22 protein-coding genes are annotated in these 23150 nt (G+C 59.3%); 6 read left to right on the top strand and 16 right to left on the bottom strand.

Features of this window, described 5'->3' with window-relative positions; translation table 11 throughout:
- Positions 1 to 81: 81 nt before the first annotated feature.
- The 5 genes from psiF to AB8804_RS06190 all read right to left on the bottom strand — a co-directional run bounded on the left by psiF (position 82) and on the right by AB8804_RS06190 (position 4568).
- Positions 82 to 402: a phosphate starvation-inducible protein PsiF gene (gene psiF, locus AB8804_RS06210; protein WP_371184221.1), complete on the bottom strand. Its 321-nt coding sequence runs from the start codon at positions 400 to 402 to the stop codon at positions 82 to 84.
- Between the two features lie 91 nt (positions 403 to 493).
- Positions 494 to 1909: an alkaline phosphatase gene (gene phoA, locus AB8804_RS06205; protein WP_371184218.1), complete on the bottom strand. Its 1416-nt coding sequence runs from the start codon at positions 1907 to 1909 to the stop codon at positions 494 to 496.
- 100 nt (positions 1910 to 2009) lie between these two features.
- On the bottom strand, positions 2010 to 2270 hold the full coding sequence (gene iraP / locus AB8804_RS06200; RefSeq protein ID WP_371184216.1) for an anti-adapter protein IraP: 261 nt from the start codon (positions 2268 to 2270) through the stop codon (positions 2010 to 2012).
- 232 nt (positions 2271 to 2502) lie between these two features.
- Entirely contained in the window at positions 2503 to 3717 is a 1215-nt protein-coding gene (locus AB8804_RS06195) for a multidrug efflux MFS transporter (protein ID WP_371184214.1), read from the bottom strand.
- A gap of 167 nt (positions 3718 to 3884) precedes the next feature.
- Positions 3885 to 4568, bottom strand: coding sequence for an extensin family protein (locus AB8804_RS06190; protein WP_371184212.1), 684 nt, complete (start codon positions 4566 to 4568; stop codon positions 3885 to 3887).
- Between the two features lie 103 nt (positions 4569 to 4671).
- On the opposite strand from AB8804_RS06190, the gene ddlA reads away from it, so the two are divergent.
- Positions 4672 to 5772 (top strand): D-alanine--D-alanine ligase, encoded by a 1101-nt coding sequence (gene ddlA / locus AB8804_RS06185; RefSeq protein ID WP_371184210.1) that lies wholly within the window; start codon positions 4672 to 4674, stop codon positions 5770 to 5772.
- Here ddlA and AB8804_RS06180 read toward each other — a convergent pair.
- A complete protein-coding gene (locus tag AB8804_RS06180) occupies positions 5769 to 6005 on the bottom strand; it encodes a DUF2754 domain-containing protein (protein WP_371184208.1) in 237 nt (78 codons plus the stop codon). The genes ddlA and AB8804_RS06180 overlap by 4 nt on opposite strands.
- Between AB8804_RS06180 and AB8804_RS06175 the strand changes: the two genes are divergently transcribed.
- Positions 6004 to 6102, top strand: coding sequence for a hypothetical protein (locus AB8804_RS06175; protein WP_371184205.1), 99 nt, complete (start codon positions 6004 to 6006; stop codon positions 6100 to 6102). The two genes, AB8804_RS06180 and AB8804_RS06175, sit on opposite strands and share 2 nt — an antisense overlap.
- A gap of 150 nt (positions 6103 to 6252) precedes the next feature.
- On the top strand, positions 6253 to 6552 hold the full coding sequence (locus AB8804_RS06170; RefSeq protein WP_371184203.1) for a DUF2755 family protein: 300 nt from the start codon (positions 6253 to 6255) through the stop codon (positions 6550 to 6552).
- 1 nt (position 6553) lies between these two features.
- Here AB8804_RS06170 and AB8804_RS06165 read toward each other — a convergent pair whose 3' ends face one another.
- Both AB8804_RS06165 and sbmA read right to left on the bottom strand, forming a co-directional pair.
- On the bottom strand, positions 6554 to 7651 hold the full coding sequence (locus AB8804_RS06165; protein ID WP_371184201.1) for a DUF1615 domain-containing protein: 1098 nt from the start codon (positions 7649 to 7651) through the stop codon (positions 6554 to 6556).
- Positions 7652 to 7665: 14 nt separating this feature from the next.
- A complete protein-coding gene (gene sbmA / locus AB8804_RS06160) occupies positions 7666 to 8886 on the bottom strand; it encodes a peptide antibiotic transporter SbmA (RefSeq protein ID WP_371184198.1) in 1221 nt (406 codons plus the stop codon).
- Positions 8887 to 9239: 353 nt separating this feature from the next.
- Here sbmA and ampH point away from each other — a divergent pair, with 353 nt between their 5' ends.
- Positions 9240 to 10406, top strand: coding sequence for a D-alanyl-D-alanine-carboxypeptidase/endopeptidase AmpH (gene ampH / locus AB8804_RS06155; RefSeq protein WP_371184196.1), 1167 nt, complete (start codon positions 9240 to 9242; stop codon positions 10404 to 10406).
- Here the strand turns inward: ampH and AB8804_RS06150 are convergent.
- The gene (locus AB8804_RS06150; RefSeq protein WP_371184194.1) at positions 10403 to 11029 is read right to left on the bottom strand and encodes a helix-turn-helix domain-containing protein; all 627 of its coding nucleotides are present in this window, start codon (positions 11027 to 11029) and stop codon (positions 10403 to 10405) included. The two genes, ampH and AB8804_RS06150, sit on opposite strands and share 4 nt — an antisense overlap.
- Before the next feature lie 87 nt (positions 11030 to 11116).
- Entirely contained in the window at positions 11117 to 13891 is a 2775-nt protein-coding gene (locus AB8804_RS06145; RefSeq protein ID WP_371184192.1) for an autotransporter outer membrane beta-barrel domain-containing protein, read from the bottom strand.
- Positions 13892 to 14347: 456 nt separating this feature from the next.
- Between AB8804_RS06145 and hemB the strand changes: the two genes are divergently transcribed.
- Together hemB and AB8804_RS06135 are read left to right on the top strand one after the other, a co-directional pair.
- Positions 14348 to 15322 (top strand): porphobilinogen synthase, encoded by a 975-nt coding sequence (hemB, locus tag AB8804_RS06140; RefSeq protein ID WP_371184189.1) that lies wholly within the window; start codon positions 14348 to 14350, stop codon positions 15320 to 15322.
- Between the two features lie 72 nt (positions 15323 to 15394).
- Entirely contained in the window at positions 15395 to 17095 is a 1701-nt protein-coding gene (locus AB8804_RS06135) for a lysophospholipid acyltransferase family protein (protein WP_371184186.1), read from the top strand.
- 93 nt (positions 17096 to 17188) lie between these two features.
- Here AB8804_RS06135 and tauD read toward each other — a convergent pair whose 3' ends face one another.
- The 6 genes from tauD to mmuP form a co-directional block, all read right to left on the bottom strand.
- The gene (gene tauD / locus AB8804_RS06130; protein WP_371184184.1) at positions 17189 to 18040 is read right to left on the bottom strand and encodes a taurine dioxygenase; all 852 of its coding nucleotides are present in this window, start codon (positions 18038 to 18040) and stop codon (positions 17189 to 17191) included.
- The gene (gene tauC, locus AB8804_RS06125; RefSeq protein ID WP_371184182.1) at positions 18037 to 18864 is read right to left on the bottom strand and encodes a taurine ABC transporter permease TauC; all 828 of its coding nucleotides are present in this window, start codon (positions 18862 to 18864) and stop codon (positions 18037 to 18039) included. Before tauC ends, tauD begins: the two co-directional genes overlap by 4 nt.
- Positions 18861 to 19628, bottom strand: coding sequence for a taurine ABC transporter ATP-binding subunit (gene tauB / locus AB8804_RS06120; protein WP_371184179.1), 768 nt, complete (start codon positions 19626 to 19628; stop codon positions 18861 to 18863). Before tauB ends, tauC begins: the two co-directional genes overlap by 4 nt.
- 10 nt (positions 19629 to 19638) lie before the next feature.
- Positions 19639 to 20601 carry a taurine ABC transporter substrate-binding protein gene (gene tauA / locus AB8804_RS06115; RefSeq protein WP_371184177.1) on the bottom strand — a complete coding sequence of 321 codons (963 nt, stop codon included), beginning with the start codon at positions 20599 to 20601 and terminating at the stop codon, positions 19639 to 19641.
- Positions 20602 to 20823: 222 nt separating this feature from the next.
- A complete protein-coding gene (mmuM, locus tag AB8804_RS06110) occupies positions 20824 to 21756 on the bottom strand; it encodes a homocysteine S-methyltransferase (protein WP_371184174.1) in 933 nt (310 codons plus the stop codon).
- Positions 21743 to 23143: an S-methylmethionine permease gene (gene mmuP / locus AB8804_RS06105; protein WP_371184172.1), complete on the bottom strand. Its 1401-nt coding sequence runs from the start codon at positions 23141 to 23143 to the stop codon at positions 21743 to 21745. The genes mmuM and mmuP overlap by 14 nt, the downstream gene beginning before the upstream one ends.
- Positions 23144 to 23150 lie beyond the last annotated feature (7 nt).

Raw genomic sequence — 23150 nt, 5'->3', positions numbered from 1 at the left:
ATTTCCCAAATTATAGAGAGGGGGTCGTCGTGGAAAGTATGAAATTTCGGGTGAGCCCGGTCAGGCGCTCACCCGTTTGAACTACGCCTGTTTTTTCAGGCAACCGCTCATGAACTTGCTGCGATCGTCGCCCTTCAGCATCTGCTGCGTGGCCTGAGCGTTACATTCACGCATCTTTTGCTGCTGCGGGGTCAGGCTTTTTTCGCCCGGTTTAGACGCGCCATTTTTCAGGCAGTCGCTCATGTAGGTTTTACGCTCATCGCCCTTCAGCGTTTTCGCCGTCGCCTGTTGGTTACAGGTGCTCATGCGCTGCTGCTGAGGAGTGAGGGTCTTTTCCGCCGCGTGAGCACCGGAGAGAAAAACCAGGCCTGAAAGTAGGGTAACCAGTAATGTTGTTTTCATTGCACCATCCTTTTGTGAAGTTCCGTCTTAAGTCTGGTTCGTCGCGGGAAAAAAACCACCCGGCAGCGCGCATTTCTGCCGGGCGTTTTGCTTATTTCAGGCCAAGCGCCGCCTTCATGGTATAGAACAGATCCGTTTGATCCGTCAGCCCCACCACGTTGGCCGCGTGAGGGCCATACGCCGCGATGCGCAGCTGCGTGCCGGTGTGTTCCATCGACTCTTCTTCCGAGTTACCGTAGCTGATTACCATCACCGCGCCGTCTTTGGTATTCAGCGCCTGCGTCAGGCCAGGAGCCTTAACGTCCGGCGGAACGATCTGGCTGGCGTGGGCGTGGTCAGCGGTGACGATGACCAGCGTGTTGCCGTCTTTTTTCGCGAACGCGAGCGCCTTCTGCACCGCTTCGTCCAGGTCAACCGTTTCGCCAATCTGGCCGCACGGGTTCGCCGCGTGGTCCTGCTTATCGATGGAAGCGCCTTCCACCTGCAGGAAGAAGCCTTTTTCATTCTGGCTCAGCAGAGAGATAGCCTTATCCGTCATCGCCGCCAGCGTCGGCACGCTGTCGTCGCGCTTCGGATTTGGCGTACAGGTCACGGCCGGTTTGTCGATGTTGCCGTGATAAGAGGCCTTCGGCCCTTCCCAGCGCACCGGCATGTTGCCGTCCGAGAAGAGCCCCAGCACGGGCTTATCCTGGTTCGCTTCGGTGATGGCCGCCAGGGACGCCGCGTCGCTGACCAGCTGGTAGCCGCGCGCCTGCGCCTGCTCGCGCAGCGTTTTGCCCTGCCACTCGCCCGCCGTCGCGGTTTCCGCGAAGGTTTTGGCCCCGCCGCCCAGCGTCACGTCCGGGCGCGCGTTCAGCATCTGCTCGGTGATGGAACCCTTACCGCCCTTCTCCAGCGCGTTGGTGGGGCATTTTTCGCTGGTGACGGACGGCCCATAGCATTTGCGGGACGTGACGTGCGACATCAGCGCCGCCGGGGTCGCATCCTGCAGCTCGGCGGTAGAGACGTTGCCGGTGGCCAGCCCCGCCGCTTTTGCCATTTCGAGAATTGTCTGGTGATCTTTTTCGTGGATATCCACGCCCAGCGCGCCGTTATAGGTTTTCACGCCGGTTGACCACGCCGTGGCGGACGCGGCGGAGTCGGTCACGTAGTCCGGCTTGCCGGTTTTTTTATCCAGCGCATAGTGGGTATATTGCCCGGTCAGCGGCAGCGCATCGATACCTTTAAAAAAGCCGCCCGCGCCTTCAGCGTAATTTCGCGCGGCCGTGATTTCGGAATCGCCCATGCCGTCGCCAATCAGCAGAATAATATTTTTAGCGGGCTTATCCATTAGCGATGCGCGAATGGCCGCGGTTTGATCGTCTGATAACCGGCGCGCGCCGCCCGGTTCGGTGATATCGCCCTTCGCGGCGCGATTATCCAGCACCGAGGTGTTCGCGGTCTCGGCATGAATAACGGGGGTAAATAACAGGGGTATTAATGCGATGAAAAGTGCGCTCTGTTTCAATTTATTTTCTCCATGTACAAATACATAAAAAATAAAAACAGAGCGACTATAGGCAACCTGCATGACATTTCTATGACACGCGTTCAGGGTCTGTGACAGGTTAACAGCGAGGATGCCTTAACAGCTTTTTTACGTATTGTTGAAGCATCTCCGCGTCCTGAGCGGGAACCTGCGGATCGGGCTTTGCATTGTTCAGCGCGCCTTCCACGCTCTGAATAAGCGCATCCTGCTCCTGCTGAGACATATGCCGCAACAGCGCCGTGACCACAATTTCCAGCGCCTCGACCTGGGCGACCAGCTCTTTTGACTCTTCTTCCTTTTGTGCAAGCTTGAGCAACAACTCAGCAATGAGGTTTTTCATCGTGCTATTTCCTTATCAGAATTTTCCTGAACTTAGCACTCTCTTTTCACAATGCAAAGTGGAGATAAGTATTATCTTATGCAAAAGTGAAGTTAGTTCAAAAAGTTGAGCCGTTAATTATCAGCGAAACGTTTTGCTAATATAAAAGGCCATTTATCCGACACGGGTACATTCTCATTCGGTAACCCTGATTTAGTTATGAACAACAGGGCTACCATAAGAATATATAATATTAACGCAGTGATTTCGCCGCGGCGATTTGCCCCCGACGGCGCAGCGCAAACGCGAGCTGGATAATATTCATCAGCACCACCACCGCCGTTGCGGCAAATACCCAGCGGAACCCCGCCATTGCCGAAACGGACGCGCCAATAAGCGGGCCAGCCACGTTGCCCAAATACATAAAGGACTGGTTATAGCCAAAAATACGCCCGGTCACCTGGTCGCTGGAGTATTTCACCAGCAGCGTTTGCACGACGGGCAGCATGGCGCCGTCGGCAAATCCGAGCAGGAAACGCAGCACGCCGAGCTGGAACGGTGAGGTCACGAACGACATTGCAAAGAACAGCACCACCGCAAAGATCAGCGTCGCCATCAATATTCTCGCCGTGCCGATCCTGTCGCCCAGCTTGCCCAGACGCGGGGCGGAAATCAGCGCCGAGACGCCGGGCACCGCGGCAATCATCCCGCTAAGGAACGCGATGTTATTGCTGTCCGGCGCCATAGATTTGATAAACAGCGCCAGAATGGGCCCCACCGAGCCGTTACAGAGCTGGATCACCATGGTGGTGACGAACAGGCTAATCATCAGGCCCGGATAGGGCAGCGAGGCAAACACCGCCCTGCCGCTCAGGCGCTCGGCTTTGCTGACGGTCGGCCTTCCCCCTTCTTTGATCAGAAAGAGCGTCACGAGGAAGCTGACGACCAGCAGGATGGCGGTGATGAAAAACACCGCGCGCAGCCCGACGTGGTCAGCCAGAAAGCCTCCCATCAGCGGGCCGCCAATCACCCCGCTGATCTGCGCCGTGGAGAGCGTGCTGAGCGCCCAGCCGCTGCGCTCGCGCGGCACCTGCGAGGCCACCAGCGCCATCGCGTTTGGAATGTACCCGGACGTTAGCCCCATAATCGCGCGTAGAATAAACAGCTGCCAGACGTTGGTGGCAAACGCCTGAAGAAGAATGGCAATCGCCATGCCCAGCGACGCGCGCAGCAGCATCAGCTTGCGGCCCTTGCGGTCCGCCAGGCTGCCCCACATGGGAGAGACGATGGCGGACACCAGAAACGTTACGCTGAAGGTCAGCCCGGACCACATCGACAGCGCTTCGTGAGACGAAACGCCGAGCTGCGCCACGTACAGCGGCAAAAATGGCAGGATCTGGCTGATGGCAAGGCCGGTAAAGAAACAGCCAAACCAGACGGAGATGAGGTTAACTTTCCAGGATTCCATACGGATTCGGTCTTCATTTTAAGCAAATTCACCCACAGATTAGCAAGTTACGTGCGCTAACGGGGTACCAGAGGTGCGGCGCGATCGACTTCAGCGTTTTATCTTCCCAGTCATCATATTTGTGAAATATGTCACAACTTAACCACTTTCAGGCGAAAGATTATGCTTTAGCGGCACAGGCCAAAACCGCGCATCCCCAGATGGAAATGGTTGGCGTGCGCGGCGTTATAGTCCGGCCCAAGCCCGTTCCCGTAATAGCCGCAGCTGGCCGCCAGAAGCGCCTGCAGCCACGGCTGCGTATCGTCAGCCTTCCAGCCTCTGAGGATCGTTACGCGCCGCCCGTTTGCCAGCCGAAACGCGCTGATATCCAGCGCGTCGGCGGTGGCGTGTTCGCTCAGGCGCGCATCGGGGCGATGATAAATATTCCGGCAGGCAAAGCTGCCCAGATGCTCGATTTGCGCAAGCTCGCTGCCCATGTAGGCTCGGGTCAGCGGACGGGCCTGCTGGCTGACAAACAGCGCGGAGCTGAGCGCCAGCGGGCAGCTGGCCAGAAAGCTGCCGCTGAGGCTGACCGGGCCGAAACTGCGGACCCGCACCACGTTGCGCAGCGGGCAGGTCCCTTCGCTGTCCGCGACGGCCTGGGTGCGGATAAGCGCGCGCCGGTTGGCCTGCTCAAGCAGCCCCTCGCACGCCTCTGGCGTCAGGCGCCGAAGCTTGTACTGGGTGATTTTACCGGGCGGATCGTCGAGCGTAAGCGGCGTGAACGGGTTGTAATAGGACGGTAGCCAGCGGTATCCGACCGCTGCCCCTCCGGCGATAAGCAGAATCATCAGCAGGCTTTTTCCTTTCACGTATCCCCCTCTTATCGCCTCAAAACATTATGGCAGAAGGCCGCGAAACCCGCAGGGCATCGTGGTATGTTATAGGCTTTTCGTCAGACTGGAAGAGAGTGAAATGGCAAAGCAGCGGGTGGGTATCGTCTTTGGGGGAAAATCGGCGGAACACGAGGTTTCATTGCAGTCGGCAAAAAATATTGTCGATGCGATTGATAAAAACCGTTTCGACGTGGTGCTGTTGGGCATTGATAAGCAGGGCCAATGGCATATCAACGACGCAAGCCAGTATCTGTTAAACGCTAACGATCCGGCGCATATTGCGCTGAATCCTTCCGAAATCAGCGTTGCCACCGTGCCGGGCGTTGCTCAGGGCCAGTTTATCGATGCGGGAAATGCCCGCACGCTGGCGCAAATTGACGTGGTGTTCCCGATCGTGCACGGCACGCTGGGCGAGGACGGCTCCCTGCAGGGGATGCTGCGCATGGCGAATCTGCCGTTTGTCGGCTCCAACGTGCTGGGCTCCGCCGCCTGCATGGATAAAGACGTCACCAAGCGCCTGCTGCGCGACGCCGGGCTGAACGTTGCGCCGTTCGTTACCCTGACCCGCGCCAGCCGCGACAGGCACAGCTTTGCTCAGATTAGCGAAAAGCTCGGGCTGCCGCTGTTCGTTAAGCCCGCCAATCAGGGCTCGTCCGTGGGCGTGAGCAAGGTGAGCAGCGAAGCGCAGTTCAGCGACGCGGTTCGCCTGGCGTTTGAGTTTGACCACAAGGTGGTGGTTGAGCAGGGTATTAAAGGGCGTGAAATTGAGTGCGCCGTGCTGGGCAACGATTACCCACAGGCTAGCACCTGCGGTGAAGTGGTGCTAAACAGCGATTTCTACTCGTACGACACCAAATACATTGACGATAAAGGCGCGCAGGTCGTGGTGCCCGCGGATCTCGATCCGGCCGTCAACGATAAGATCCGCGCGATCGCCGTTGAGGCCTATCAGGCGCTGGGCTGCTGCGGAATGGCGCGCGTGGACGTGTTCCTGACGCCGGAAAACGACGTGGTGATCAACGAAATCAACACGCTGCCGGGCTTTACCAACATCAGCATGTATCCCAAGCTGTGGCAGGCCAGCGGCCTGAGCTACCCGGAGCTCATCACCCGCCTGATTGAGCTGGCGCTGGAGCGTCACGCCGCCGACAGCGCCCTGAAAAGCTCCGTAAACGGCTAATCGGCCTTATTTGCCGTTTCCGCCTCGTCCGCTAGCGCCTCTTCAGGGCGTCGGCGGATAATAAACCCCGCCAGCCAGAAGCTAATCACCCACGTTACCAGCCCCACGGCATACGTTTGCCAGCCTTTCGCTTCAAACCCCAGCAGACCGACCACGCCGTTCAGAATAAAGATCAGGCCAATCGCAAAGGCGTAGTAATGCCAGTCACGGCGTAATTTGGAAGTGAGCTTCATGACAACTCCGGCAGGGAAAAAGAGCATCCTCTCACAGTTTCCCGGCCAGGTCTGTGGCAGATGCGGAAAATCTGAAACGCGACGCAGTTTCACTTAAGTCATCAAATTGTGATGTGCGGCAGAAATCGATAATCCAGGAGGATTCCTGACGGCAAATTACCACGATTCTGATATTGAAAAATGCTATGACCTGTCACACTCACCCTGTACGACGCATTTTTGCACAGAGCGATTCCGGGAGGTCTTTATGGCTGATTTCACCTTGTCAAAACCGATTTTTGGCGGCAAACACCCCAAAACCTCCACGGCGGGGAACATCGCTTATGCTCTGTTTGTGCTGTTCTGCTTCTGGGCAGGCTCGCAGCTGCTGAACGTGCTGGTTCACGCGCCGGGCGTTTACGAGCATCTGATGCAGGTTCAGGACAGCGGCCGCCCGCGCGTTGAGATTGGCCTGGGCGTAAGCACCGTGTTCGGGCTTATCCCCTTCCTGTTCGGCTGCGCGGTCCTCGGTGCCATCGCCCTGGTGCTCCGCTTCCGCCGCCGCTAGCCTATAGCCCTATACAGCGAGCCCGACGATCGTCCACGCGCTTGGCGAACCACGCGGTGGTCAGATTACGCGTGATCTTCGGGCTCTCAAGCTGAATGCCGGGCAGCATCGCTCTCGGCAACGCTTTTCCGCTCTTCTGCTCCGCAAGCTTAAACACCTGCTGATACAGATCCGTTTTCTCAAACGCCAGGCTATCGCCCTTCTCCAGCTGGCGGCGGATCTCGCTGTCGCTCATTCCAAGCTTCGTGGAAAGCTTGCGCACCGCCCGCTCGGTGGTGCCCGCCTCGCTGCTGCCGTAGGCGATCAGATCGCCGTCCAGCGCCAGCTTGACCCCGCTCGCGCGGCTGACCGCGTTCTGGAAGGCGGCGTTGCGGCTCGCGTACCAGCCGGCGTTAAAGTCCGCAAAGCGGTATAAAGGCTCATCGTAGTTCGCCGGATAGTTCAGCAGGTGATACGTGCCAAACCACAGGCCGCCGCGCAGGGAGAAGACCTCCTGACGCACCGTTCCGTCGATTTTCCACGGATAGCCGTCGGTATGTTTTTCCGCAAACGCGATGCTGACCTGCATCGGGCCGCCGGTGTGCACCGGGTTGAGCGAGCCAAACAGCTTCTGCCCCATCGGCACCATGCCGATAAAATCATCAAAAATGGCGCTCAGCTGCTTCTCGGTTTTCACCGCGTCCAGCCGGTCGCTGTAGCTTTTACCGTTTGGCGAGGTGATTTTCAGCGCGGTATGCACCAGGAACACCGGGATGTGCATGGACTCGGCGCGACGATCGATCTCTTTCCAGGCGATTTTATTCAGGCCGGGCACGGCCGGGTCCGACTGGTACATCGACTCCTGCTGCGCCACCGCCAGCACCGAGCAGATGTTCTCCTCGGTGGGGGCAATCTTCTGGCTTTCGAAGGTTTTTGCTAGGGCGTCAGCCCACTCGCTGCGATCCTTCACGCTGGCGGGCATTTTTTGCCGCACCACGCTCGCCACGTCCACGGGCTTCTCGCCCTTTTTGAGCGGCGCGGCGCCTTTATCGGCACAGCCCGCCAGCACGAAGGCGGCAACGAAGGACAGCGGTAACGCGCGGGGCACGGCAAAGGACATAGCAACTCCCTGTTTTAACTGAATGTATTGGTCACTTCCTGCAGGTCTTTGTCGTCCAGCTCGCGCTCGAAGCTGCGTAAACGCTTATAGATGGACATCAGCTCGACCAGCGTGGTCCAGGAGCCGATCAGGTACTGGAACGAACCGCGAACCTGGCCAAAGACGTTGGTGATCTGGGTCATCAGACCGAGCGTAATCGTACCCGCAACGATTGACGGAAACAGCAGGAACAACCCGAAAACGTTATCGACCTGCAGATACAGAATACGGGCAATGTTGAAATACATGTAGTGGAAATAGAGGCGGAAATAGTTCCGGCGTACCGCGCCAAACAGTTCGCGCACGGTGGGCGGCGACGCGCGACTGGCATCGTCCTCACCGTAGACCAGCTCTTTACGGTACGCCGCTTCCACGCGCTGGTTTTTAAACTCCAGCCCCGGCAGCTTGATCCCCACCACCGCCAGCAGCCCGGTGCCCATCAGCGACCAGACGATGGCGGCGATCACCAGGCCATACGGCAGATGGCCGACGATCGGCAGGTCAGGCACGTGCGCGGACAGCGTCACCAGCACCGGCAGGAAGGCAATCAGCGTCATCACGGCGTTGAGGAAGCTCACGCCCATACTTTCCAGCGTGGAGGCAAAACGCATTGTATCCTCCTGCACACGCTGCGCGGCGCCTTCGATATGGCGCAGGTGTTGCCAGTGCGCCATATAGTGTTCGTTCATCGCGGTGCGCCAGCGGAAGACGTAGTGGCTGACGAAGAAGTTGTTCAACACGCCGATCACGACGGCAATCAGGGCGATCCCCAGGAAAACGCCGACTTCGTGATAAAACTGGTTAATCGACACCTTGTGCGGAGCGCTGAGCGCGGTCTGAATCAGATCGTAGAACGGCGCGTACCAGGCGTTGACCGCCACGCCCACCTCCACCAGGAACCAGGTCACAAAGACAATCAGCGACGTGCCCAGTATCGACCAGCGCTGCCAGCGGTGCGGCGAATAGGTAAACCAGAAAAGCGCGAATGCCCCAACGCACAGCGCATAGTAGGCATAAAACAGCAGATAGCTCTGCGACCAAAAGCGCGCGGCGCTAATCGGCACGTCGCTCGATGACCCCGTGAGGCGCATCAGCCATGCGCCGCCGCCCACCTGCCAGAACAGGACGGCGATCAGTGCCCAAAGAAATGCCGACAGGAAAAATGGCCCCGGCTTTGGGAAAAAAGACGTAAACATACTGCTTCCTTCTTGTTGTTATGGCTGTTGCTGTGTACAACGCTTCGCCCTACTAAAACCTGCCCGCGCCGTCACCCGGCCCGGGTAAAATGGTCAGACCCGATGCTTTATTATTAGTTCGCTTTCAAAATTTCAAGAATTGTTTCGTTGCGTTTCAAAATCGCAGAGGCCCTGACGCGCGCCCGGGATCGGGCCGACGTCACAAAACGGGAGAGGAATTGCCGGGAATGGCCCGCATTTACCCATCGTTACGTTTTTCTCGCTATGGTTATGCAATTCGCGCCATTGCGTGGCACAAATTAGTAGTATAAATACCTAATACCGTTCTTATTCACCGCTATGGATATTTTTCGTTGAAACGTTGTCTGCTTCTTATCGCCGCGCTGTGTGCGGCGAGCGTGTCTTCCGTCCAGGCTGCCCAGCCGCTGACGGCTCCCGTGCTGGCTTCTGATATTGCCGATCGCTATGCGAATCTGATCTACTACGGAAGCGGCGCGACGGGCATGGCGCTGGTCGTGATCGACGGCAATCAGCGCGTTTTTCGCAGCTTTGGCGAAACGCGCCCCGGAAATAACGTTCATCCGCAGCTGGATTCAGTGATCCGCATTGCCTCCATCACCAAGCTGATGACCAGCGAAATGCTGGTCAAGCTGCTGGACCAGGGCGTGGTCAAACTTGACGATCCGCTCAGCAAATACGCCCCGCCGGGCGCGCGCGTGCCGACCTACCAGGGCACGCCGATTCGGCTGGTCAACCTCGCGACCCACACCAGCGCCCTGCCGCGCGAGCAGCCCGGCGGAGCAGCCCATCGCCCGGTGTTCGTCTGGCCGACCCGCGAGCAGCGCTGGAACTATCTCAGCACCGCCGCGCTGAAGACCGCGCCGGGTTCGCAGGCATCCTATTCCAACCTGGCCTTCGATCTGCTGGCGGACGCCCTCGCCACGGCATCCGGTAAACCGTATACCCAGCTGTTTGAAGAGCAGATTACCCGCCCGCTGGGCATGAAGGACACGACGTTTACCCCCTCACCGGACCAGTGCAAGCGCCTGATGGTGGCGGAAAAAGGCGCCAGCCCGTGTAACAACACCCTGGCCGCGGTCGGCAGCGGCGGCGTCTACTCCACGCCGGGGGATATGATGCGCTGGATGCAGCAGTTCCTCTCCTCAGATTTTTACGCCCGTAGCCACCAGGCGGACAGAATGCAGACCCTGATTTACAAGCGCAGCCAGCTGACGCGCCTTGTGGGGATGGACATGCCGGGTAAAGCGGACGCGCTGGGGCTGGGATGGGTGTATATGGAGCCGAAAGAGGGCCGTCCGGGGATCATTCAGAAAACCGGCGGCGGCGGCGGGTTCATTACCTATATGGCGATGATCCCGCAGTCGAACGTGGGCGCATTTGTGGTAGTCACCCGCTCGCCGAACACGCGCTTCGTCAATATGAGTGACGGCATCAATAATTTAGTTGCCGAGCTGAGCGCCAACAAGGCGCAGGTGCTGACGGCCTCAAACCAGAATTAATATTCAGCGGGCAAACGGTTAACGCTAACCAGTTTGCCCCTGCTCATGCTGATATAATTCCCCTGCCGCAGCGCGGCCAGAACCTCTGCCACCACCGACCGTGAAATACGCGTGCTTCGCTGAATATGATTCATTACGCCTATTTTAGCGCGCAGATTATCATCCCATGAGGCCATATTTAGCAGCATGGCCCGAATCTGATTATAGGAATTATTGCCGACCAGCTGCATATCGCGACGCTGCAATAGCCGATTGATCCACAAAACCCAGGTAAACGCATCCTGCCAAATATTGCCATCATGAATAAGCTGATAGATTTTCTGGGCCGGCAAATAAAACCCGCTGCAGGGTGTTTGTGCAACAAGATTATATTCCTGCAGATTACCCAAAACATCAGACGTCAAACCAAAAATAAACGGTGCAGTCGCAATGCCGATTAATAATTCATCTGACCGACGATGGACAGCGACAATGCCCGTTTGCAAAACAAACGTGGAGGGAGACTCGTCAACGCAGCTGTATGAAAGAATTTGGTGCTTAGGTATTGTTAAGGGTATGCCCTCGGCTTTCAGACACTGTTCGAGCCGGCTTAATTCAGCAAGTGGTTTCGCATCAACGTTCATGCAGACCTCAAGTCATCTTTCTTTGTCGGTTCTATTTTATTTTCTCTTGTGAGGTAAAAGGCGGGAGAACTCTCCCGCCTGTTGGTTTTACCAGATGTATTTCACGCCCAGATTAGCACCCCAGTTCTGGTCAGCGTCGCCGCCGCCCAGGTAGGTTGCATCGGTGTAGGCGCTGAAGTTTTTAGTGAAGCTAAACTGCGTGCCCAGACCCACGCGAACGGCTGAGCCTTCCAGGCCGTTATCGATGGTGTCACCGTTGATATCCGCGGTGTTGTCCGCGTCGTCATAGACGTATGCCAGCGTGAAGTAAGGCGTCAGAGCCTGATCGCCGCCGTAGTTGAAGGTGTATCCCGCGTCAAAACCGAGCTCATAGCGCAGGCTGTCGTAAGACTGGCCGTCGATACGCATGTCGTTGTTCAGACGATAGTCATCGCCGGACTGGAACAGGCCCGATACGGCAGCATAAGGCGTGACGTAGCCAGACAGGTTAGGTTTCCAGTCGTAGCCCAGCTTCAGGCCAAAACCGACGGCGTCGGTGGTGGTATTCCCGTCCACGTACTGGCCGTTGCTCATATTTGCGGAGAGATCGCTGTTGAAGCGGGTGTAGTTCAGGGAGCTGTCGAGGAAGACATCGTTCGCAAACTTCGCGGACGCGTAAATCATCGCCGTCTGGCTATCCTGATCGACCTGACCGGTACGATCGCTGACGTCGCCTTTCGCAAAGCCCGCCGCGCCGCCGACGGTCCACTTCGCGTTGTTACCGTCAATCAGGGTATCAAGGCCCACCATGATGCCGCTAACGTCCTGATCGTAGCTTACCACGCCGTTATCCGCGTCGAAGTTGCCGCCGAAGTAGCTCACCCACGCGCCGCCGTTATCCGTCAGGCCGTGACGGGCGTTGGTCAGACGCGCGCCCAGCGTATCCTGCTGCAGATTCCAGATGTTGGTATTCGCAGAAGGAATGCTTAGCGCCATGTTAGCTGAGTCGGTCAGCTCCTGCTGCGCCAGCACAACGGTGTCGCCGCGCTGCTGCGCCTCATAGGTGTACGCCCCCAGATCGGCCTTGTTGGCAGCTGTAAAGCGGGCGCTGGTATCCGCGTTATTGTCGTAAACGCGAACGATCTCTTTGTTGTTGTAATCGGCGACGGAACCGGCACCGGTTGCATCGTCGATGCGCACGCTGTAGTTACCCGCAACGTCGCCGTTGACGGCTAAATGACCGTCAGAATTCAGCGCAACAACGCCATGGTCGTACTCGGCCCTGTAGATATCGTTGGTGACATAGCGCGCGTTGTTAAGATCGCTGCTCAGCACGTAGTCGCGGCTGCCCACGTTCAGCACGCCGCCGTCCGTCAGCACCATGTTGTGGGTATCCACCTGGCCCAGGCCCAGCGCCAGCTCGGCATGGTTGTCTACCGTAAGGGTGTTGGCATAAAGCTCTGCCGTCTCTTCGGTCAGCGCCGCGCGGCTATAGCCGTCGAGCGTCAGGCTGTCGGTCGCCACGGCTCCGCTGTCGCCGATATTCAGCGTAGACGCATTGGTCAGGGTGATGGAATCCGCCAGCAGGCCGGAGTTTTCGACGTTGACCTGCGACTGGTTGTTCACCTTCAGCACGTCAATGTTAGAGGTCTTGCGGGTATCCCATTCTGAGCCGTTATCCAGCGTCACGTTGAACAGGCCGCTCTGGTAAACCTCTTCACCCGCAACGTGGCTATTGCTGTCGAAGGTAGAATCAGGCCAGATGCTGTTCGGAGACAGGCTGTGCCAGTCAACGTCGCTGTAACCCTGACCATACATCTGTGAAGTGCCGATGGCTTCAACGCTGGACTGCGCTGCACCGACCCACTTACTGCCGTTGGTCAGCGTAACGTCAAGCTTATCGGTACCGTCCCAGCCGTTGGTGGTTGGGTTGTACACGCCGTCTTCGGTGGTATCGGTCGCCGGATCGCCGTCAACGTAGAAGTTATTATCAAAGGTGCTGGAGAACAGAATGTCGCCGGTTACGGTTGAATGATCGAAGGTCGCCGTGGTCTGCATGGCGTTATCAGATGCACCGGCGATAACGATCAGCGCCGCGTCATCCGCGCCCGTAGCGTTCGTTTCGCTATAATCGCTCGGCTTCCCGCTCTGGCCATAGAAGCCGCTGGTGCCCAGATCGCGGTACGCACCGGAGGTCAGCACGGAATCTTTCACCACCACGCTGTCGGTAAAGATGTTGCTGCTGTTGGCAACGCCTTCAACGCCGTCGTAAGGAGTATTATCCAGTTCCTGATAGCCCTGCATCAGCGTGATGCCCGCGACGTGGGAATTGTTCTGTATAACGATATCGGACTCTACGTCCAGGGTAATGGCATTCCCCAAACCGTAGGTATCGAGGTAATGCGTTTCTGTGGTGTCGCCATTAACGACGTCATACGCGTAGTGTTCGTAGGCATCGTTAATGGTGGAGTGGTCAACCGTCAGGCTAAAACGTTCGTTCTGGGTGTGTACGGTGCCGTCTGCATCCACGCCTTCTGCACAGGTGGTGCTCAGGCAACTTGAGGTCACCATGCCATTAACGGTACTGTTAGAAATACTCAGCGCATTCGCATGGCCGTTAATACCATCGTCCAGATAATAGGTCGAGATGACGCCATTGACCGTAGACTTATTAATCACCGGATAAATATCACCGTCGTGAGAGGCATCGGAGTAATTCCAGTCTGCATAACCAGAATACCACGGCGTAGTGGCGGTATTATCATATCCGAACGTATTATAGGTTGTACCTGATATATCTTTCGCATTTGCCTGAGAAGCGATAGCAAGGGTGCAGGCTAATGCAAGTTGAGATACAACCAGTTTCTTTTTCCATGTTTGCATTGGGTCATCCCTCCTCAGGGACGTAAGCAAGTTTTTCCATAAATCATTTTGCAATACTTTATTGCGGAGGGAATTATGCAATTTCATTTCTAAAAGGTTCAATGAATGATTCCATTAAGTCCGAATCCAGACAAATAACGGAGCAAAACCTTGAAATCATTTTCAGAACAGATAATTAACGTGAAAAAAAAGGCATCAGGAGAAAGTAATACATAAGTTATAAATATAATAATCGCGCCACCATAACTTAATTCTCTTTATATTAACCAAACCCGGCAATTAAAGATACATTATATATTAGCTAATTTTCCGTTTGACGATTTCTCGTGCTAAGCGGTGAAAATATGACGATGCCTTATCTGTAAAGGGGCATACATAACGCCCACTTTAGTAAAACACCCTACGGCATCTTCAGGTACACTAAGGCTCCTTTGTTCCACAAACCTCAGGCATATCATGACCGATTTAACTGCTCGCCCCCGTCGCCTGCGCAAGTCCCCCGCACTGCGCGCTATGTTTGAAGAGACAACGCTCACCTTAAACGACCTGGTGTTGCCGATTTTTGTTGAAGAAGAGATCGACGACTACAAGGCCATCGACGCCATGCCGGGCGTGATGCGCATTCCCGAAAAGCACCTGGCGCGCGAGATCGAGCGCATCGCCAACGCGGGGATCCGCTCGGTGATGACCTTCGGCATCTCTCACCACACCGACGCCACCGGCAGCGATGCCTGGAAAGAGGACGGCCTGGTCGCCCGCATGTCCCGCATCTGCAAAGAGGCCGTGCCGGAGATGATCGTGATGTCCGACACCTGCTTCTGCGAATACACCTCTCACGGCCACTGCGGCGTGCTGTGCGATCACGGCGTGGACAACGACGCGACCCTGCTCAACCTGGGCAAGCAGGCGGTGGTTGCCGCCGCGGCGGGCGCGGACTTCATCGCCCCTTCAGCCGCCATGGACGGACAGGTTCAGGCTATCCGTCAGGCGCTGGACGCCGCCGGTTTCACCGATACCGCGATCATGTCCTACTCCACCAAATTCGCCTCCTCGTTCTACGGTCCGTTCCGCGAGGCCGCGGGCACGGCGCTGAAGGGCGATCGTAAAACCTACCAGATGAACCCGCTGAACCGCCGCGAGGCGATCCGCGAGTCGCTGCTGGACGAAGCCCAGGGCGCAGACTGCCTGATGGTGAAACCGGCGGGCGCGTATCTGGACATCCTGCGCGACATCCGCGAGCGCACCGAGCTGCCGCTGGGCGCTTACCAGGTGAGCGGCGAGTACGCGATGATCAAATTTGCCGCGCAGGCGGGTGCGATCGACGAAGAGAAAGTGATCCTCGAAAGCCTCGGCGCAATCAAGCGCGCGGGCGCGGATCTGATCTTCAGCTACTTCGCGCTGGATCTGGCCGAGAAAAAAATCCTCCGCTAATCTTCACCGAACTGCAATACAACCGACATCTGCTCCTTCTACTGTCTTCGCAAGACGGCAGGAGGAGTCATCATGTTCAGTCTCGATAGCGTTCTCGACGACCTTTGGCCTCAGGCGAGGCCCGCACCCTGGCAAAAAAGTCTGTTAAAAAGGCTGTTTTACGAAGACGAGTTTCAGCAGTTTGCCGCCGCCCACCGCCACCTTAAGGGGCTGGACATGGTGGAGCAGGTTCTTGAGCACCTCGATATCCTCTGTAGCGTTTCCGCCCGCGATCTCGAACAAATCCCCGAACATGGCCCGCTGGTCATTATTGCTAACCACCCGACGGGCACGCTGGACGGGCTGGCGCTGCTGTATGCCGTTTCCCGCGTGCGCCGCGACGTGAAGGTGGTGACGAACCGCATGCTGACCCACCTGGAACCGCTCAGCTCGCTGTTCATCCCGGTGGACAACATGGGCGGCAGGACGGCGAAATCGTCGCTGGTGCAGATGGAGCAGCACCTGCAACACGCGGGCGTGCTGATCTTCTTTCCGGCAGGTGAAGTCTCTCGCCCGACGCGCAAAGGCATTCGCGATAAAAAGTGGCACTCCGGGTTTATCAAGCTCGCCGGCAAGCTGCGCGCGCCGCTGCTGCCGGTACACATTCAGGCGCGCAACAGCCTGCTCTTTTACGCCAGCACGCTGGTGTCGCCCACCCTGTCGATGGTGCTGCTGATGCAGCAGATGTTCCGCCGCCGCCATAGCCAGCTGCCGATCAAAATCGGCCAGCAAATTGCCTGGAGCCACTGGTTTAGCAGCACGCTCTCGCCGCGCGAGATGGCCGAGCGGTGCCGTCAGCACGTGATGCGTCTCGGCAAGGGCGCGACCGGCGTCTTTAAAACCCAGTGCGCCATCGCGCGCCCGGAGGACAGGGCCACGCTGAAGCGCGAGCTGGCGCAGGCCGAATGCCTGGGCAATACCGGAGACGGTAAAACCATCTACCTGTGGCAGCGCAACGGGCAGGAGGACGCGCCGCTGCTGCGCGAGCTGGGCCGCCTGCGCGAAATCGCGTTTCGCGCCGTCGAGGAAGGCAGCGGCAAGCGCCGGGATACCGACGGCTATGACGATGACTATCTTCACCTAATCCTGTGGGATGACGCGGATCTGGAAATTGTCGGCGCGTACCGCTTTATGCCGACGGCCATGCAGATCGAAAAGCGCGGCGTGGAGGGGCTTTACAGCCACAGCCTGTTTCACTACGACGAGAAGATGCAGGACGTGCTTGAACACGGCATTGAGCTGGGGCGCAGCTTTATACAGCCGCGCTACTGGGGGCGTCGCGGCCTGGACTATCTGTGGTCCGGGATTGGCGCCTATCTGGCGCGCTATCCGCACTACCGCTACCTGTTTGGCCCGGTCTCGATTTCCGGCGGCCTGCCGCCCGCCGCGCGGGATCTGCTGGTGGCGTTTTATCGCCTCTGGTTCCCGGCAAGCCATCCGCTCGCCGCGTCTCGCCAGCCCTACCCGGCGTCGCTGCCGGACGTGCTGGCGCAGTTTGGCGGCGTGGACTACGTAGATGACCTGACGAAGCTGAAGTCCCTGCTCGGCAACCTGGGCTGCGGCATTCCGCCGCTCTACAAGCAGTATTCCGAGCTGTGCGAGCCCGGCGGCGTGCAGTTTATCGACTTCGGCAGCGACCCGGCGTTCAACAACTGCGTGGATGGGCTGGTGCTGGTGGACCTGTGCTACCTGAAGGCGAACCGCTATCAGCGGTATATAGAGGCGCATTTATAACCCTCACCCCTGCCCTCTCCCTAAAAGGGAGAGGGTGAAAACCACGCCGGACAGTCCCCTCGCCCCTTTGGGGAGAGGGTTAGGGTGAGGGGATCACGGCGCACGATAAAACGGCTTATCCCCCAGAATCGTCGCCCGCTGCATAATCCTGCGCTGCGGCAGATAATCCGCGTTGGCGTAGTGCTGGGTCACGCGGTTATCCCAAATCGCCAGGTCGTTCTCCTGCCAGCGCCAGCGCACCTGAAACTCCGGCTTGGTGATGTGCGCGAACAGGAAGCCCAGCAGCGCCTCGCTCTCCTTCTCGCTCACGTCCACGATGCGCGTCGTGAACCCTTCGTTCACAAACAGCGCCTGCTTGCCCGTCACCGGATGGGTGCGCACCACCGGATGCAGCAGCGGCGGGTGTTTTGCCACGGCCTCCTGCCAGCGCCGGTGCTCCTCTTCGCTTTTGCGGTACTTGTACTCCTGGAATGATTTTTTGAAATCGTGCTCCGCCCGCAGGCCGCTCAGCAGCGTCTGGAACGGCGCGGAGAGCGCCTCAAACGCCGCAATGCCGCTGGCCCACAGCGTGTCGCCGCCTGTCTCCGGCAGCAGCTTCGCCGCCAGAATCGCCCCGGCGGGCGGCGTGTCGATGAAGGTCACGTCGGTGTGCCAGTTGTCGTTGTCCGGCGGATTATCGTTGTGGGTGTCCAGAACGATAATCTCCTCGACCCCTTCCGCATGCGGGTAGACCGGGTGGATGTGCAGATCGCCAAAGCGCATCGCCAGCGCGCGCTGCTGCTGCGGGGTAATGGCCTGCCCGCGCAGGAACACCACCTGATGGCGCAGCACCGCGTGGTAGAGCTGCTCAAACTGGTTATCGCTCAGGGGGCGTGTCATATCCAGGCCGGAAACCTGTGCGCCAATGTACGGCCCCAGCGGGGTGATGGTCAGACGTTCACTCATTGCATTTCTCCATGCCAGGGCGTCAGGCGGCGCTGAAGCGCGCGCAGCCCCAGTTCTAAACCAAAGGCAATCACGGCGATGACCGCGATCCCTGCCAGCACAACGTCAGTCGCCAGGAACTCGCCCGCCGACTGCACCATAAACCCAAGGCCGCGCGTGGCCGCAATCAGCTCGGCCGCCACCAGCGTGGACCAGCCGACGCCGAGCCCGATGCGCAGGCCGGTTAAAATCTCCGGCAGCGCGCCCGGTAAAATGACGAACAGCAAAACCTGCGCGCGGCTGGCGCCAAGCGACTGCGCCGCGCGGATGCGAACCTGCTGGGCGCTCTTCACGCCCGCCAGCGCCGACATGGCGACCGGGGCGAAAATCGCCAGATAAATCAGCAGGATTTTTGAGGTTTCGCCGATGCCAAACCAGATCACCATCAGCGGCAGATACGCCAGCGGCGGCACCGGGCGGTAAAGCTCAATCAGCGGGTCGAGAATGCCGCGCACCGTCGGGCTGAGCCCCATCGCGATCCCGACCGGCACGCCGATAATTACCGCCGCCAGCAGCGCCACCAGAATGCGCGCCAGGCTTGCGCCGAGGTGCTGCCAGAGCGTCGCATCCATAAAGCCCTGCGGCCCGGCAATGGTTATCAGCTTTGCCAGCACCTGTCCCGGCGGCGGCAGAAACAGCGGGCTTATCCACGCCTGTGCCGCCACAACCCACCATATTGCCAGCAGCACCAGCAGCGTGCCGACGCTGAGCGTGAGCTGGCGCGAGAAGGGCCAGCGCAGGGCAAGACGCGCGCGCGGCGTTTTTTCATTCGCAACAAGGCTCATGAGAAGGCCTCCCGCTGCTCAAACACGCGGCTTAAGACGTATTCACGCTGTTCGATAAACAGCGGATCGGATTTGATGCTGCGCACCGGCTCTCCGGCTACGAAGCGGCGGGCAAAATCGAGCGGCAGGCGCTCCAGCACGCGGCCCGGCCCCGGCGACAGCAGCACCAGCTCGGTCGCCATAAAGACGGCCTCTTCGATGTCGTGGGTGATCAGCAGAACCTGCCTGCCGCCCTCGTGCCACAGGCGCAGGAGCAGGGTTTGCATCTGCTCGCGGGTGAAGGCATCCAGCGCGCCAAAAGGCTCGTCCAACAGCAACAGCTGCGGATTCGCCGCCAGCGCGCGGGCGATGCCGACGCGCTGCCGCTGGCCGCCGGAAAGCTGCCAGATGAAGCGTTTTTCCGCACCCTCCAGCCCGACCTTTTTCAGCATCTGACGCGCCGTCTCCAGCCGCTGCTCGCGCCCCACGCCCGCCAGCTGCAGGCCGAACGCCACGTTTTCCTGCACGTTTCGCCACGGCAGTAGCCCTTCGTTCTGAAACACCACGCCGCGCTCCGCGCCGGGTCCGTCAACCTTTTTGCCGTCCAGCTGAATAGCGCCGTGCTGATACGGCACAAATCCGGCGATCAGGTTCAGAAGCGTGGTTTTCCCGCAGCCGGAGGGGCCAAGCACGACCAGCAGCTCGCCGCTGTCCACCGTCAGGTTAATGTCCTCCAGCGCGGGCCTGCCGCCGTAGCTGGCGTACAGGTTGGTGATGTTCAGCATGGCGCGCTCCTTATTTTACAAAGCGGTCGGTAACGAACTGGCTGTAGTCCGCCGCGACGGCGGGCACTTTGCCCTGCGCTTTCAGGAAGGTTGCGGTGTCAACAATCGCCTTGTTCACCGGACCGGTCAGCTGCTGCACCTGCTGGGCAGGCGTGAGATAGGTGTTGCCCTTCACCAGCCCCGGTACGTCCGCTTCCGGCACGCCGCTCAGGCGGGAGAGCTTCTCCAGGTTGGCGGGCTGCTTCAGCCATTCGTCCGGGTTGGCGATGTAGGGCTGCTGCGCGTCGATGGCGCTTTTGGCAAAGGCTTTCACCACGTCAGGATGCTTCTCGGCGAAGTCCTTGCGCACCACCCACACGTCGAGCGTTGGCGAGCCCCACTGGCCCACCTTTTCGGAGTCGGTCAACACGGTGCCGTCCTTTTCCAGCGCGTTCACGGCGGGCGCCCAGACGTAGGCGCCGTCAATATCGCCGCGCTGCCAGGCGGCGATAATCGCCGGTGGCTGCAGGTTGATGATTTGCACCTGGCCCGGCTTGATTCCCCAGTGCTTCAAGGCCGCCAGCAGGCTGTAGTGGGTGGTCGAGATAAACGGCACGGCGATACGCTTGCCGATGAGATCTTCCGGTTTGGTGATGTTTTTCTTCACCACCAGCGCCTCGGAGTTGCCGAGCTGAGAGGCCAGCAGGAAAACCTCAATCGGCACCTGCTGGCTGGCCGCGACGGCCAGAGGGCTGGAGCCGAGGTTACCGATTTGCACGTCGCCGGAGGCCAGCGCGCGCACGATGGCCGCGCCGCTGTCGAACTTGCGCCAGTCGACCTTCGCGCCGCTCTCTTTGGCGAAGGTGTTATCCGCCTGCGCGACTTTCGCCGGTTCGGCAGAGGTTTGATACGCGACGGTGACGTCAACCGCCTGCGCCTGGAATGCCCACAGCGCCAGCGCGCCGAGTAATGTGATTCGCGATGAAATAGCCATAGTGCCTGCTCCCCGTATTGTTATGGGGGCAGTATTTCCGGCGCGGCTATTTTGATAAAGGAATAAAAAGGCATCGCTAATAGCGATTCGTTTTTAGATAAAAAGCGGGAAAGGATAGTGAATTTTGTGCGGTTGTTTCGCCGGGTGGTGCTGCGCTTACCCGGCCTACGGTTCGTGCAATTTGTAGGCCGGGTAAGGCGCAGCCGCCACCCGGCAAAGCACTCAGCGCTGCGCGTTCAGCTCAGCAATGTCCTTCGGCGTGGTCCGACAGCAGCCGCCAATCAGCTTCGCGCCCGCCGCCAGCCACTGCGGCAGATAGCCCGCCAGCGTCTCGCACGCCTCGCCGTGGTGATGCCAGGTTTTGGTCACCGCGTCGTAGTGTTCGCCCGAGTTCGGGTAGACCACCAGCGGCAGCGCCGTCAGGCCCTGCAGATGCGTCAGCGCCGCGGTGGTGTTTTCCAGCGCGATACAGTTGATGCCGAGCGCGACAACCTGCGTATTATCGGCCAGCGCGGCCACCACGTCGCGCAGCGGCGTGCCGTCGCTCAGGTGCTCGCTGTCGCGCAGGGTTAACGAGAACCACGCCCGGGCGCGAGGATAGTCCGCCAGCAGCGAAACCAGCGCCCTGATTTCCGCCAGCGAGGGCAGCGTTTCGCAGGCCAGCAGATCGGCTCCGGCATCCAGCAGCGCTTCCACGCGCGGACGGTGGAACGCCGTAAACTCCTCAGCGCTACGCGCGTAATCCCCGCGGTACTCGGAGCCATCCGCCAGATACGCCCCGTAAGGCCCAACGGAACCGGCCACCAGCAGCGTGCCCGCATGGGCGTTCTCGGCCAGGTACGCTTCGCGCGCCTTGCGCGCCAGCTCCACGCTTTTACCGATCAACGCGCGGGACTGGGCCTCGTCCAGCCCGCGCGCCGCAAAGCCCGCCGGCGTGGCCTGATAGCTGGCGGTGATCGCCACCTGCGCGCCCGCCCGGTAGTAGTCGAGATGGACCTCGCGGATCAGCTCCGGATTTTCCATCAGCACCTTCGCGGACCACAGGCTGTCGGCCAGGTTGCAGCCGCGCGCTTCCAGCTCCGTGGCCATCGCCCCGTCCAGCACCACGAAAGGCCGTTGTTCAAGGAAGGTGTTAAGCGGATTATTCTGCGACATGTTCAGGCTCCTGCGTCGTCGTTTTTTGGGTCAGATAGTACGCACCATAACACAGGGCGACGAACGGCAGCCCGCAGTAAAGGGCAATGCGCTGGCTCGGATCAAAAGCCAGGCCGACGCAGGCCACCAGGCACAGCACGAACCCAAGCACCGGCACCAGCGGATACCACGGTGCGCGGTACGCGAGCGCGTCGAGCGGCTGGCCGGACTGAAGATGGCGGCGGCGGAAGACGAAGTGCGACGCGCAGATGCTGATCCACACCGCCACCACCGCAAAGCCTGAAATGGCCGACAGCGCCACGAATACCGTGTCCGGCGCAATCACGCTGGAGAACAGCGCCAGCACGCCGCCGAGCATGGAAACGGAGAGCGCCGTCAGCGGCACGCCGCGTTTGTTGACCCGGGCAAAGCAGCGCGGCAGCGTGTTCTCGTTCGAGAGGGACCACAGCATGCGCCCGGACGCATACAGCCCGGAGTTCGCCGCCGAGAGGATCGCCGTCAGGATCACAAAGTTAAAGATATCCGCCGCGTAGGGAATCCCGACCTTTTCAAACACCAGCACGAACGGGCTTTTCTCGACGCCCGCCTGCTGCATCGGGATCAGCGCCGCCAGCACGAACACGGTGCCAATAAAGAAGATAATCAGCCGCGCGATGGTGGTGCGGATCGCCACCGGAATGACCTTATGCGGATTTTCCGTCTCCCCGGCGGCGATGCCGATCAGCTCCGTCCCGGAAAAGGCAAAGTTCACCGCCACCATGGTCATCAGGATCGGCAGCCCGCCGTGCGGGAACCAGCCCTCCGCGGTGATGTTCGCCAGCCCCGGCGCGGGGGAACCGTCCGCCATCGGGATAAAGCCGAAGATCGCCGCGCCGCCGAGGATGATAAACGCGATGATGGTGATCACTTTTACCAGCGAGAACCAAAATTCGCCTTCTGCAAACAGGCGGGTCGAGAAGGCGTTGAGGCCGAAGATGACCACGCAGAACACCACGCACCACGCCCAGACGGGCACCTGCGGGAACCAGTACTGCATGCAAAAACCGGCGGCGGTAAAGCTCGAGCCCAGCGCCACCGTCCAGGTCAGCCAGTAGAGCCACGCCACGGTGTAGCCCGTTGCCGGGCCGAGGTAGCGCGCGGCGTAAACGTGAAACGCACCGGTTTCCGGCATCGCGACCGACAGCTCGCCCAGGCACTGCATCACCAGCCGCACCACCAGCGCGCCAATCAGGTACGCCAGCAGCGTGCCCGCCGCGCCCGTCGTGGAGATAATGTAGCCCGTGTTAAAGAATAGCCCCGTGCCGATGACGCCCCCCAGCGAGAGCATGATCAGGTGGCGCGTTTTCATGGTGCGCTTAAGCTGCCCGTTTTCCTGTTCTGTTTGCATATCACCT

The sequence above is a fragment of the Enterobacter sp. KBR-315C3_2022 genome, from assembly GCF_041399425.1.
Taxonomy (GTDB): domain Bacteria; phylum Pseudomonadota; class Gammaproteobacteria; order Enterobacterales; family Enterobacteriaceae; genus Enterobacter.
This window is presented reverse-complemented; position numbering and strand designations above follow the sequence as displayed.